The 13,688-nt window shown below is 35.9% G+C and carries 14 protein-coding genes; 1 reads left to right on the forward strand and 13 read right to left on the reverse strand.

The annotated features are described in order from the left end of the window. Nucleotides 1-25 precede the first annotated feature (25 nt). From HUW50_RS24020 to HUW50_RS24030, 3 genes are all read right to left on the reverse strand, one after another. On the reverse strand, nucleotides 26-1,390 hold the full coding sequence (locus HUW50_RS24020) for an NAD(P)-dependent oxidoreductase (RefSeq protein WP_396652559.1): 1,365 nt from the start codon (nucleotides 1,388-1,390) through the stop codon (nucleotides 26-28). Between the two features lie 141 nt (nucleotides 1,391-1,531). Beyond that, nucleotides 1,532-2,422: a nitrilase-related carbon-nitrogen hydrolase gene (locus HUW50_RS24025; protein ID WP_066339384.1), complete on the reverse strand. Its 891-nt coding sequence runs from the start codon at nucleotides 2,420-2,422 to the stop codon at nucleotides 1,532-1,534. Between the two features lie 704 nt (nucleotides 2,423-3,126). Next, nucleotides 3,127-3,642 (reverse strand): DUF3189 family protein, encoded by a 516-nt coding sequence (locus tag HUW50_RS24030; protein WP_066339387.1) that lies wholly within the window; start codon nucleotides 3,640-3,642, stop codon nucleotides 3,127-3,129. Nucleotides 3,643-4,004: 362 nt separating this feature from the next. On the opposite strand from HUW50_RS24030, the gene HUW50_RS24035 reads away from it, so the two are divergent. Then, on the forward strand, nucleotides 4,005-4,553 hold the full coding sequence (locus HUW50_RS24035; RefSeq protein ID WP_066339391.1) for a DUF3231 family protein: 549 nt from the start codon (nucleotides 4,005-4,007) through the stop codon (nucleotides 4,551-4,553). 578 nt (nucleotides 4,554-5,131) lie between these two features. Here the strand turns inward: HUW50_RS24035 and pepF are convergent. The 10 genes from pepF to urtE all read right to left on the reverse strand — a co-directional run bounded on the left by pepF (nucleotide 5,132) and on the right by urtE (nucleotide 13,688). Next, a complete protein-coding gene (pepF, locus tag HUW50_RS24040) occupies nucleotides 5,132-6,919 on the reverse strand; it encodes an oligoendopeptidase F (RefSeq protein ID WP_185653423.1) in 1,788 nt (595 codons plus the stop codon). Between the two features lie 382 nt (nucleotides 6,920-7,301). Further along, complete coding sequence (locus tag HUW50_RS24045; RefSeq protein ID WP_066339395.1) at nucleotides 7,302-7,943, reverse strand: HoxN/HupN/NixA family nickel/cobalt transporter; 642 nt, start codon at nucleotides 7,941-7,943, stop codon at nucleotides 7,302-7,304. Nucleotides 7,944-8,012: 69 nt separating this feature from the next. Continuing rightward, nucleotides 8,013-8,825: an urease accessory protein UreD gene (locus HUW50_RS24050; RefSeq protein WP_066339398.1), complete on the reverse strand. Its 813-nt coding sequence runs from the start codon at nucleotides 8,823-8,825 to the stop codon at nucleotides 8,013-8,015. Then, nucleotides 8,822-9,439, reverse strand: coding sequence for an urease accessory protein UreG (gene ureG / locus HUW50_RS24055; protein WP_066339403.1), 618 nt, complete (start codon nucleotides 9,437-9,439; stop codon nucleotides 8,822-8,824). Before ureG ends, HUW50_RS24050 begins: the two co-directional genes overlap by 4 nt. A gap of 40 nt (nucleotides 9,440-9,479) precedes the next feature. After that, nucleotides 9,480-10,166 (reverse strand): urease accessory protein UreF, encoded by a 687-nt coding sequence (locus HUW50_RS24060; protein WP_066339406.1) that lies wholly within the window; start codon nucleotides 10,164-10,166, stop codon nucleotides 9,480-9,482. Beyond that, nucleotides 10,159-10,605 (reverse strand): urease accessory protein UreE, encoded by a 447-nt coding sequence (gene ureE / locus HUW50_RS24065; RefSeq protein WP_066339409.1) that lies wholly within the window; start codon nucleotides 10,603-10,605, stop codon nucleotides 10,159-10,161. The genes HUW50_RS24060 and ureE overlap by 8 nt, the downstream gene beginning before the upstream one ends. A 10-nt stretch (nucleotides 10,606-10,615) precedes the next feature. Then, nucleotides 10,616-12,322: an urease subunit alpha gene (gene ureC, locus HUW50_RS24070; protein ID WP_066339411.1), complete on the reverse strand. Its 1,707-nt coding sequence runs from the start codon at nucleotides 12,320-12,322 to the stop codon at nucleotides 10,616-10,618. Between the two features lie 2 nt (nucleotides 12,323-12,324). Further along, the gene (locus tag HUW50_RS24075; protein ID WP_066339414.1) at nucleotides 12,325-12,642 is read right to left on the reverse strand and encodes an urease subunit beta; all 318 of its coding nucleotides are present in this window, start codon (nucleotides 12,640-12,642) and stop codon (nucleotides 12,325-12,327) included. 30 nt (nucleotides 12,643-12,672) lie between these two features. Further along, complete coding sequence (locus HUW50_RS24080) at nucleotides 12,673-12,975, reverse strand: urease subunit gamma (RefSeq protein WP_066339416.1); 303 nt, start codon at nucleotides 12,973-12,975, stop codon at nucleotides 12,673-12,675. Nucleotides 12,976-12,986: 11 nt separating this feature from the next. After that, a complete protein-coding gene (urtE, locus tag HUW50_RS24085) occupies nucleotides 12,987-13,688 on the reverse strand; it encodes an urea ABC transporter ATP-binding subunit UrtE (protein ID WP_066339417.1) in 702 nt (233 codons plus the stop codon).

A 13,688-nucleotide genomic window follows, 5' to 3' on the forward strand; every position in this document is an offset into this window, starting at 1 on the left:
CTCTCTCCTTTCAATTACCATATGTTTAGACTGTTTTTACTTGACCTGTCTGTTTATGAATGGAAAGGGCTGTTAGTTTACCTTGCTGGGCCGCTGTTACAACCATTGCATCTCCGTGGCCTTTTCCGAAAACAACATCACCACATGCAAATACTTTTGGATTTGATGTTTGATAGGAAGCTTTATCAACCTTTACAACACCACCCGCGTGCTCTAATCCAAATTGCTCAATTAAGGATAAATGTCTTGATTGACCGATTGCCTTAATAACAGCATCTACTTCTATAAGAAACTCTGAATCTTTTACTGGAATTGGTCGGCGGCGACCATCATTACCTAATTCACCTAGCTCCATCTTTATGCATTCAATTCCTGACACCTTGCCATTTGCTAAGACAATTCTTTTAGGAGCCGTTAACCAGCGAAATTCCACACCATCTTGTTTAGCAAAATCATACTCAAAATTGTAAGCTGTCATTTCTTCTTGGGATCGTCTATATAAAATTTTGACATTTTCTGCCCCTAGCCGAATTGAACAAGTTGCAGCATCAATCGCCGTATTTCCGGCACCAATGACAGCTACTCTTTTACCTACTAATTCCTTGGTTATTTCTTTTGTTTTGGTCTCTTTTACAAACTGAATGGCGTCATAGACGGATTCATTGTTTTCCCCTGGAATGCCTATATTTGGTACATTTGCCATTCCAACTGCTAAAACAACGAAGTCAAAACTATCTAAGATCTCATTTGCTGTAATATCTTTTCCTACACATGTGTTAGTACGGATTTCTACATCTAAAGCTTCTACTTGCTTGACTTCCCAAAACGAAATAGCTTGTGGTAATCGAAATGAAACAATTCCGTAAGTATTTAACCCTCCAGCCGCTTCTTCCGCTTCAAAAATGGTAACATTAAAACCATATAGAGCAAGCTCTCGTGCCGTTGATAACCCTGCTGGACCTCCGCCAATAACTGCTACTGTTTTGCCATTCCTTTCACCTGCTTGAAATAGCATTTGTTCATTTTGAATCGCCCAATCTGTCGCATAACGTTGAAGGTTTCCAATCATAATGGGCTTGGTAGAATCATTAAGAACGCAAGCACCTTCACAAAGCTCTTCTGTAGGACAAACTCGCGAACAGCTAGCTCCAATTGGATTTGCACTCATGATTGTCTTTGCCGATCCTTTTAAATTATCCGATGCAATTTTTTTTATAAACGATGGAATATCTATTCCAGTTGGACAAGCTTTAATACAGGGAGCATCATAGCAATATAAACAACGATTTGCTTCTTCGATTGCCTCTCTGCTTGTAAGTCCTTGATGAAATTCTTGAAAGTTTTTTGATAAGTCGGTTAAAGAAATATGAGAGCCTTTGATTTTGGTCAACACAATGCCTCCTTTTCTTTAAGCAAACAATGGTAGAACTGTACAGGGAGGCTGAACATAAGGAAATGAGCTTCATCAACAGTAGCCTGACCTATTATTTTATATCAGCCTCGCTAATTATTCGAATGTGAAATGATTCACTTAAGGTAATAATGAAGTCATTTCATTATATGTTTCTGGGCGACGATCACGATAGAATTGCCAGACATCACGGACTTCTCGAATTAACTTTTTATTCATTTCACCAATAATCACTTCATCCTTATCACGACTTCCCATTACCACAAAGTCTCCTCGAGGATCTACTAAATACGATTGACCGTAAAACTCACCCATATTCCATGGTCCTTCATACCCAACGCGATTAATTGCTCCTAAATAATACCCATTGGCAACTGCATGTGCAGGTTGTTCTAGTTTCCAAAGGTATTCAGATAAACCTGCAACTGTTGCTGATGGATTAAATACAACCTCTGCCCCATGTAAACCTAGTAATCTCGCACCTTCTGGAAAATGACGATCATAGCATATATAAACGCCAACCTTCGCAAAGGCTGTATCAAAAACAGGGTAACCAAGATTACCTGGTTTAAAGTAATACTTTTCCCAGAATCCATATCCTTCGTTCCCCACTCCTACATGTGGGATATGTTGTTTTCTATATTTCCCAAGATATGTTCCATCTGCATCAATGACAGCAGCCGTGTTATAGTATGTAGCAATACCTTCTCTTTCATAGATTGGTAGAACTATGACAACACTTAATTCTTTTGCAAGTTCTTGAAATAATCTTGTAGTTGTACCATTCGGAATTTCCTCAGCAGAGTCATACCACTTTGTATTTTGCTCAGCACAGAAATATGGTCCATAAAATACTTCCTGTAAACAGATGATTTGTGCACCACTTTCGGCAGCTTCTCTCACAAGCTTTACATGCTTTTCTATCGCTTTTTCTTTATGAACCTGAATCGGTTCATGACCATCCACATCATTTGATGCTTGAATTAGACCAATTTTCACTAAATCAGACATATTTTATCCCCCTTTAGTAGCTTTTATATACAGTGTGTTCGCATGATGAAAAAAATTATATACAGACGAACATCACATGTTTATTAATAGAAGAATATAAGGTGTTTACTAACGAAAAGACGGTTTATAAAAGTGAATAAAATGAATAATACTAAAATGTTGGAAAGTAAAGTCTATTATCATTTTAATAGGTGAAAATAAGGTTTTCCTTATACAAGATGGAAATCCCTGTAAGAATTTTATATGCCTTAATGTAAAATAGAGTAAAGCTTGCTTGGATGCCTTGTTGATAAATTACGTAGATTGGATTAAACGTTAATTGGAAAGTGAGAGGGCAAAATAGGAATGATTATTGCTTGACCATTAGTAGTTGTAGTAACAACTCAAAGTCACCCTTAGAGACTGGTAACATAAGTAGTTTATAGTTCCTCCTAAATGGAGCTATAGCTAATATTTTATATAGTATATTGGGAAAATCGTGTAAAAATTGGTCGTCCTAATAAAGAAAGTATATTATTTCAAAATATCAAATAACGAGACAGTTACTTTATCTTACCTAAGTAATACCAAATTAAATACAAATAAAATACTTTCTAAAAATAATGAACTACAAATAAATCGTTCGACATGTAGAAGTGAACCTTTCATTTTATTCGTAAAAATTATCCATATAGATCTTTAACATCGTTAAAAATTAAAAATCATCACGCTTGAAAATTTTCATTCTCAAGCGTGATGATTTTTTCTTCAGTCGTATCTTTAGCAATTTGTTTTGTATTTTCAACTAACTGATAAATGTGATCACAACATTGCTGTGCACCTTTTACTAGTAATGGCACACCAATGAAATCGATTCCTAATCCTCTTGAGAAAAAACCTCCTAATGTCATAGCAAGCGGTACTGTTGGAGAAGTATTTGAAAAAATAATCCTTTCTTCAAGTTGATCTCTATTCTGTAATAATAAACATATGTTTTTTAAAGCTGGTACAACCAACTTGGAAGATCTTCTACCGAGTGTATAGACAGAATGGCCTTCATCATCTACTCCATGAAAAATTATTTTTCCTGCATCCTTTTTTGTTAATTTATTAAAGAAAGGAACTGCTAATATTTCTTCCTTTGTTAGCATTCTTGAAGGTGGTTTTAGAAGTTTTAAATGGTAGGCAGCAGCTAGTGATGTTGTATGTGTTCCACCAAAGTCATTGTAAATATAAATCATAGGATCATCCTTTTTTCAAAGTTCTTTTTAAAACTATTATATCCATATGAACAACAGTCATTTAATTTATCCTTAAATTAGAATAATAAATTAATTTCTTAAAAAAGATTACGACAAAAAAAGGTTTGTAGATGATTGTTAAAATTCTCGACATACTCGCTTTTTACAATATAAAACTTTCTCCTATAAATCATAATTCTCCCATATTGTAAATTAAAGATGCTTTATTGTAATAATTTCCCGTTTATAGATAAAACTATTTAATGACAACATTCCCTAATTTGTATTATCTACTTTTGAATAAAAATTCCTATGGGACAAACAATATATATAGTTAAGTTACAAAATCAGGAGGGAATCACATGGTAAATGTATGGGAAACAGTTATGGATGCCATGAAATCAATGACTGTTCAAGATGAAGATCAACCTCTTCATGTCGGAGAAGTGATGGCATGTTGGATTTACTTGGCAGGTCTTGAATTAGCCAAAGTATCAGTTCAATCAGCTATAAATACCACGGATGATGATGAACTAAAGGAAATTCTTGAAGAAGATATGAAACTCGGGACCAGTCAAAGGAAACGACTCCATGATTTCATGATAAAGGAAGGAATTTCATTACCTTCTTCCCCTGAAGATATGCCAATATCTGATTCTAAAAGTATTCCTCTTGGTGTTAAATTAACGGATGATGTGATTGCAAACGAATTATCTTTAAAAATCATTAGTTTGATTATGAAAGCAGCTAGTGCCACTACTGAGTCGATTCGTACAGATGTTGGTTTATTGTTTATTCAGTTTCAAGCTGAAAAATTAGCTTTCGCAACTAGAGTAAAACATTTAATGCGTAAACGTGGATGGATTAAGGTACCACCGTTTTACATCCCACCTGGTTCTCAACAACCATAAACTTTTAAGTTGCTACCTACGTCTTAAAGGTACAAACTAAGCAGAGCAAAAACAATCTATATCCTATGCAAAATTAAGTTTACATAAACATAACTAAAAAAGGTTTGGTGTTTGTTTATTCTCAACTTTTCGGCTGTTAGCTAAAAAGGCCATTTTGAAGAATAAATTTATTACTAAGATGAGCCATTTTGCATACTTGTCCTTAATTTTTTGTTCAGCTAGGTATAACAGGGTCAGGGACTACCAAAATAAAAATAAAAAAGGATACCATCTGCAATAAACAATTTGGTATCCCTTCATTCAATTTCATTTTTATTTCTTTACTCGGCCAATTGATAATCCCTGCCCAACTTGCAAATAATCGATTCCCCTTAGTATTTGATCATCACTCTCCGTACCACTGCAACAATAAATCCTCTTCCTTTAATTTACTTATTAAAACAGTCTCAGAAACTAAAAATAACAAAGGGTCAGACCCTCCAACATACTTTATAGTTTCTTTAAAAAGTAACTATAAACAAGTTATGTTAGGAGGTTAGACTCAACTGAGGCACCTTCATACCAATTTTGATTTAACTTTATAATCTAGAAAACTCATCTACCAATTCTCCAAACCGCTTAAGTGAATTTTCAATTGGGTAAGGAGTCGTTAAGTCAACACCAGTCTTTTTCAACAACTCAAGTGGGTAATCAGAGCTTCCACTCTTTAAAAATTCCAGATATGAGTTCAATGTGTCTTGATCGCCTTCAAGAATCTTTGTTGCAAGATGAATCGCTGATGCAAATCCAGTAGCATATTTATAGACGTAAAAAGGACGATAGAAGTGAGGAATTCGTGCCCACCCAAATTTCACTTCATCATCAAATACAATTTCTTCACCATTATATTCTCTGAATAAAGTCTCATAGATTTGATTGAAAACATCTACATTTAATGGCAACCCCTTCTCCACCATTTCGTGTGTTTTCTTCTCAAACTCCGCAAACATCACTTGAGTAAAAAACGTGCCCTTAAATTGATCAATAAAATGATTGAGTAAGGATTTTCGAATTTCAGGATTTGTTTCATTGTTCAATAAATAATTAATTAATAGTACCTCATTAACTGTTGAAGCTACTTCCGCAACAAAAATACTATAACGTGCGGTAATTTGTGGTTGATGCTGTGAACTTAACTTACTGTGAACACCATGGCCACATTCATGAACCAACGTAAATAAACTGTTTAAATCATCCTGATGATTAAGGAGAATAAACGGATGAACACCGTAGATACCTAGGTTGTAAGCACCTGATCGCTTACCAGGCGTTTCCCTTACATCAATATATCTCGAGTCTTTAAACTCTTTTAGTATACTTATATACTCTTCTCCTAAAGGTGATAAGGCCTTACACATTGTTTCATATGCTTCATCAAAAGTAATCACCTGTTTTACTCCACTTACTAGCGGTACACTAAGATCATATTGTCGAAGTTCATCCACGCTTAGCTTTTCCTTACGAATTCTAGTGTAATGGTGATATGGAGCAAGGTTATTTTTGGTTGTAGTAATAAGATTTTCATATACGTCTTTCGGTACATTATCACCAAATAACGCTTTTTCCAGCACTGAAGGATATTGGCGAATTTTAGCTATAGTAACATTATTTTTAATTGCTGCTGAAAGTGTTGCTGCAATTGAATTCTTTAATTGTAAGTAAGGCTTATAATAAGCCTTATACGCTTCTTTGCGCTTTTCTCGGTCTTCGTCTTCAATTAATTTCGCATACATTCCCCTTGTTAACTCTACCCGTTCACCACTGTCATTCGTAACTTCTCCAAATTTAATATCTGCGTTATTCATCATGCCATATGTATGGCCTGGAACAGACATTGCTTCCCCTAATTGTGATAGAACTTCTTCTTGCTCCTTACTTAAAACGTGTTTATTGTAACGAAATGACTCTAATAAATCATCTTCAAAATAAGTTAATCGTTCGTCTTCAGATATGTATCCTTTTAAAACCTCTTCATCTAAGCTAAGCAAATAAGGCATGAAGAAGGAAGTCGCTGCACTAGCTTTCACATTAAGTTGTTTTGCACGTTCTAACAAGGATTGTGCTTGCGTTTCCCTCGTATCCTCATCCACATTTAACATGGCAAATGCATATATTTTGTTCATCAAAAATGATAGCTCTTCACTTTGTTTAAGGTATTGATACAGGGAGTGTCCGTTATGAATGTCACCATCAAATTTTTTTAACTTTTCTGCGATTTCTTCAATAAGTTTGTAATCTTCTTCCCATTTGCTATGATCAGAATAAATATCTGCTAAGTTCCATTTTTCATGGGTTGGTACTTCTTTTCTTGAAGTGAATGTCGTCATTAGAAAACCCCTTTATCCAATAATTTATTACTATATATTCTAATTAAACCCTCTTTAATCCTTTATTATTTGGAGAAGAAAAATAGACTTTATTTTAAGATAATCATATAGGGAATTTATTATTTACAATTATCTTTGGAACAACTTTTATCATCGAGGTCGATTTAATTTGATGAATACTTGTTAGCAGTTTTAATTAGAGGGGTAGTATTGAGGCAGTTTTGTAAAATCGCCTAAAAAGGAAAATGAGTTCATTTTCCCTTCTAACGATTTTTATACATATCCTAAAACCAACTTATAGGATTCCTTTTGAGTGTGATGAAAAAATTGGTCATCAGCAAAAGAATCATCCTATACTTTTCCTAACAAAATTTGTTACTTGTTAAAACCATAATGCAAATAGACCCTCAGTAAATCCTAGATTGTATATATAAAAAATACCAAATACAGTACTAATACCACCAGTTAGTTGGACTAGGTTTTTATGGATCAATAATCGATCTTTTGCTGCATTAAATGGGATTCCCAATAAACTAGTAAATAGCATCATACCAATACATGTGCCAATACCGAAGATGATAATATATACTGCACCTTGCCATAATGTATCAATGGTATTCATAGTTAGCAGCACCATTGCTGAGCTTCCTGCTAATCCATGGATAAATCCAATAACCGCTGATTTGAAATATGTTTGCTTTTCAGAACGGTGTTCATGAATTGGTGTCGTTCTAGATAAAATTGCTTTTATTCCTAAGTAAACTAACATGAAACCAACAAGCATCTCTAATGTTAATGCCCACTTTTCTGATAGGGCAACTTTAAACCCAATTAGTAGTAGTCCCACAATAAATAATGTGGCAGTATGACCGATCCCCCAAAAAATGCCTGTTAGGGACGTACTCCACAGTTTTTTTGTTTTACTTGCCATCGTTGAAACAGCAATCACATGGTCGGGTTCAATTGAATGCTTGATGCCTAAAACAAAGCCTATGCCTAATATCGTTACTAGATTTAGATCCATGAATTTCTCTCCGTTCAATGATTTTCTTTTTATCTACGAATCACAATAAATTAATGATAATTATTACTTTTATCCTTTTCTCCACTCAATGATTTCCACGTTATTTAAGAATCCTCTTATTAAGCTTTCACATTTAGTAAAAAAGGATTCAATGATAGGTGTACTAGTGGCTAATATTCGGACAGAAATACCTTTTACGCTAAGTATACTAATACCAAAACGAAACTTTTCATCACATATTAATTCTTCTCTTAATTCCTCAATAATGCGCTCATTTAATTCTGGATGGAGAAAAAACATTGTACCAATATGTGTATATCCTTCTAAATACATCATTTGATCAAGCTGTTCACACGGCTGTAATAGTTGATGATCAAAAACGGCTAATTGATCATCAACATAAATTTTCATTTTAGAAGCAACCTTTTTATATTGAAAATGTTTTCCATCCTCAGACCAGCCTGGTGTGATGATATCTGTATAATAAAATACCGCAGATGAACTCATGTACACATTTGTACTCTGAGTGAAATTTGCGTCTTTATAAGGAATTAAAGAATCTTGCTTTATATACAGTTCACTATTGGGTTTCAAAACATACTCCATCGCTTGGTTTACACCAAAACGAGGTGATTTATATACCTTTGTTGATGCCTGTGTTGTAAGTGCTAGGCGTGAGGATTCATGCATAATAACCTCTGTTTTATATGTATCCCCATCAACATAGCCACCCCCAACATGAATAAGGGTAAGCAATGGAAGACCTCCAGTTAGATAGGTAGGTCGAGTTATTTTTAAGACTCCATCGAAAAAACTGTTTGTAATGACAGATCGATCCTGTTTTTTTCCTACCTCTAGTTCAAGGTAGCCTGTGTAAGTCATGCTTCAAGTCCAACCAAAAACGCTTCACGTTTAATCCAATCAACAACATCGGAAACTCCCGTCCCATCCTTAAGGTTTGTAAAGATATAAGGTCTGTCTCCACGTGAAACAAGTGTATCCCTTCTCATTACTTCAAGGTTTGCACCTACATATGGTGCTAAATCGATTTTATTAATGATAAATAAATCAGATTTAATCATACCCTGACCGCCCTTTCTCGGTATTTTTTCACCTTGGGCAACATCGATAATATAGATTGAAAAATCTACTAACTCTGGACTAAACGTTGCTGCTAGATTATCCCCACCGCTTTCAACAAAGATTAAATCAAGATTAGCATGTCGGTCATTTAATTCTTCAATTGCAGCGAAATTCATTGATGCATCCTCACGTATTGCAGTATGTGGACACCCTCCTGTTTCAACACCTATAATTCGATCCTCTGGGAGTGCTCCGCTTTTTATTAAAAATTGGGCATCCTCTTTCGTATAAATATCATTTGTAATAACCGCAAGCTCGAATTCCTTCATTAATACACGGGTTAGTTTATCAACTAAGAGTGTTTTCCCTGCTCCAACAGGACCTCCAACTCCAATACGTATAGGCTCTCCCATTTGAATCATCCTTTCTTAATTAATAGATTACTAAGTACGTTTACGACATAAATAAACGTACTGATAGCTGTTCATGTATCATTTGGGCAATTTCTAATCCTGGTGCTCCTGCGCCAAATTCATCCTCTGAAAGGTTTAATATCTCTTTAACTAGATTTGCTAAAAACGGTTGAATTTCTATTAAAAGTTTTTGACCATCAGTTTGACCTAAAGGTATCCCTCTTACCCCATTTTGAATGAGTGAAGAGGTAGTAGAGAATAGATAACTTGAAAGAGTTGTTGGCAGATCAATGGTTAATTCATGACAAATAATCGCAAAAACGATTGAGCTATGGCCATGGCTTTTTTTTGCTTTAATTCTAGATTCATACTCTTTAAGCAGACGATTAGGATATAATTCATTCATTACTTTAACTAACTGACGGCCGATTCTCTTAGTACCTTCACGAGTTTCTTTTGCATTTGCAAGAGCATATAATTCTTGATCAAGCTGCCAGCATGTTTCAATTTTATTTTCCTCTATTGCTTTAAACGCTATCCGACAAGCTAAGCCATCCGTATATTTACACTGCGTATGCAAGTATTGCTTAATAGCAACTAAAAAGGTTTCTTTATTTATCACCCTTTCTTCCTGGATGTACGTCTCAAGTCCAAAGGAATGAGAAAACGCACCTGAAGGAAAATTTGAATCACATATTTGGAGTAAATGGAACAATTGATTAGTCATGAGAATGGCCGATATGTTTGAACGCCTCATTCATTATTCTTTTTTCTCTTGTAAATGGAACAGCTAGTTCATGAAGTAATTTTTCAACTAAGTAATCATACTGTACAATCATTTCGTTGTTTTCAAATTGTGCAGGTAAATGACGATTTCCTAATTGATGCGCGATTTCTCCCATTTGCAAAAGACTCGTAGGCTGAATCACAATGACATCGTCTTCAATCACACTAATCACAATTGAATTTTTCTCATCTTGAAAGAGAATGTCACCGTCCTTTAGATCTTTATTAGCCGTAAGTCGGATACCTAACTCTTTTCCATGATCGGTTTTAACTCGTTGAATTTTCTTTACTAAATCATCACTTCTTAAATAAACGCGCTCAATATGAGCTGGTGTTTTTTCTAATTGTTTTACATTCCCAATAATTTTTTCAATAATCATTTCCTTCACCTCAAAATAAAAAGTATCGTTGTGCTAAAGAAACCTTTTCATCTGGTTCACATGTGATTAATTCACCGTTCACCTTTACTTCATATGTCTGTGGATCAACCTCGATTTCAGGTGTTTCACCATTAAAGATCATATCCTTTTTCGTTAATTTACGAATGTTTTTTACAACACAAATCTTTTTCTGTAGACCTAGCTTTTCTTGGACACCTTGTTCAAATGCCACTTTTGATACAAATGTTAGTGAAGTGGAGTATTTTGCTTTTCCAAAGCTTGCAAACATTGGACGATAAATCGCTGGCTGTGGTGTCGGAATGGAAGCATTTGGATCGCCCATTACACTCCAGGCAATCATGCCTCCTTTTACGATTAATTCTGGTTTAGCACCAAAAAATCCTGGATCCCAAACAACAAAATCAGCAACTTTACCAACCTCAATGGATCCAACATAATCAGAAATGCCATGGGTAATCGCTGGGTTTATTGTGTACTTGGCGATATATCTTTTTACTCTTTCATTATCATTTTCTTCACCCGCAACCAGCTCTCCACGCTGACGCTTCATTTTGTCTGCTGTTTGCCATGTCCGTGAAATGACCTCACCAACTCTTCCCATTGCTTGTGAATCGGAGCTGATAATACTAAACACGCCAAGGTCATGAAGAATGTCTTCAGCAGCAATTGTTTCTTTACGGATTCTTGAATCAGCAAATGCTAAATCCTCTGGAACAGATGGATCTAAATGGTGACATACCATTAACATATCTAAATGCTCTGCAATCGTATTAATTGTAAATGGTCTTGTCGGGTTCGTTGACGATGGAAGGATATTTGGATAAGAAGCAGCCTTTATTATATCTGGTGCATGACCACCACCAGCTCCTTCAGTATGATAGGTATGTATCACACGCCCATCAATCGCCCGAAGTGTATCCTCTACAAAGCCACCTTCATTTAGAGTATCTGTATGTATAGCAACCTGAACATCATACTTGTCGGCCACCGTTAACGCCTTATCTATATTGGATGCTGTCGTACCCCAATCCTCATGTAGCTTTAGCCCAATTGCTCCTGCCTCAATTTGCTCAATGAGTGCCTCTTCACTAGAGGCATTCCCTTTCCCTAAAAATCCAATATTCATAGGAAATTCCTCAGCTGCTTTTAACATGTTATGGATATTCCACTCGCCAGGTGTACAGGTAGTTGCATTCGTCCCTGTAGCTGGACCTGTTCCGCCACCTATCATTGTTGTGATACCAGATTCAATCGCTGTTTGAATTTGCTGAGGACAAATAAAATGGATATGTGCATCAATACCACCTGCTGTAACAATCATACCTTCTCCAGCAATAACTTCAGTTGATGCCCCAATTACTATATCAACTTGATCCATTAATAATGGATTTCCAGCCTTACCAATCGCAGCAATGACACCGTCCTTTACACCGATATCCGCTTTATATATACCTGTATAATCAACAATTAACGCATTTGTCACAACAAGATCGACAGTCTCACTTCTCGTCGCTAATGGATGCTGCCCCATGCCGTCACGAATAACCTTACCACCACCGAATTTTACTTCATCACCATATATTGTATAATCCTTTTCGACTTCAATAAACAGCCCAGTGTCCCCAAGTCTTACCTGATCGCCAACAGTTGGACCAAACATATCTGCATATTGATGTCGAGACATTTGAAAACTCATTGTTACACTCCTTTATCTAGTGCAGCATTTGTTAGGTTGTTTAGACCAAATACCTTCCTTTCACCAGAAAACGGTATAAGCTCAACCACCTTACTATCACCTGGTTCAAAACGTACGGCTGTACCAGCTGGAATATTCAATCTTTTCCCATAGGCTTTAGTTCTTTCAAATGCTAGCAAGCTATTAATCTCATAAAAGTGGAAATGTGAACCAATTTGAACTGGTCGATCACCATTATTTATGACCTCTATCTTGGTTGAGTGCTTCCCTACATTACATAAAATAGGTTCTTTATTAAGCTTGTATTCTCCTGGTATCATACTTTACCCTCTTCTCATTCATTCTTTCCATTATTGAATGGGTTCGTGGACCGTCACAAGCTTCGTGCCATCTGGAAAGGTTGCCTCAACTTGGATATCATGTATCATTTCAGGTATTCCTTCCATTACATCCTCTCGTGATAAAATCCTTCTACCATATTGCATCAGCTCAGAAACAGATTTACCATCTCTCGCTCCTTCCATTACCTCATAGGTAATAATTGCAATTGCTTCTGGATAATTTAACTTAAGTCCTCGTTGCTGTCTTCTTCTTGCTAAGTCTGCCGCTACGACAATCATGAGCTTATCTTGCTCACGTGCTGTCAGCTTCATCAAATCTCCCCCTATACTGCTAAATGCCTTTGAAGATCATCCTCATTAATTTCATTACAGTTACCATTCATCACCATTTGACCTTTATCAAGAATATAAAACTGATCTGCACAAGCTATCACTGCGTCCAGATTATGTTCAACCAATAAAATCGACATTTCTTTCTCACTGGATATTTTCACTAAAACATCCTGGATAAGCTGTACGATTGAAGGTTGAATGCCCTCCATCGGTTCATCAAGTAATAAAACCTTCGGATTAGAGATTATCGCTCGTGCAATCGCAAGTTGCTGCTGTTGACCACCACTCAAATCCCCACCTTTGCGGTCAATCATTTCCTCTAAAACAGGAAACCATTGAAAAATCTCCTGAGGAATGGACGTTGAACGCAGTGATTTAGGAAGAGCTTCCATTCCTAGTAAAAGGTTTTCTCTTATCGAAAGATCTGAAAAAATCTCCCTTCCCTGAGGAACATAGGCCATTCCTGCCCTTGCCCTAGCCTCTGGCCTTTCCTTCTTCCATTCGTTTTCTTCAAATCGAATGGTACCGTTAGTAACAGGTAAAAGCCCCATTAGCGCTTTAACAAGTGTTGTTTTCCCAACACCATTTCGTCCTAAAAGACCAACGATTTTTCCTTTAGGTAGTTCAAGATGTACATTTTGCAAAATCATGGTTTCATCGTATCCAGCTTGGAGATTTGATACTAGAAGCAT

Origin of the sequence: Metabacillus sp. KUDC1714 (assembly GCF_014217835.1) — a bacterium.
GTDB classification, from domain to species: domain Bacteria; phylum Bacillota; class Bacilli; order Bacillales; family Bacillaceae; genus Metabacillus; species Metabacillus rhizosphaerae.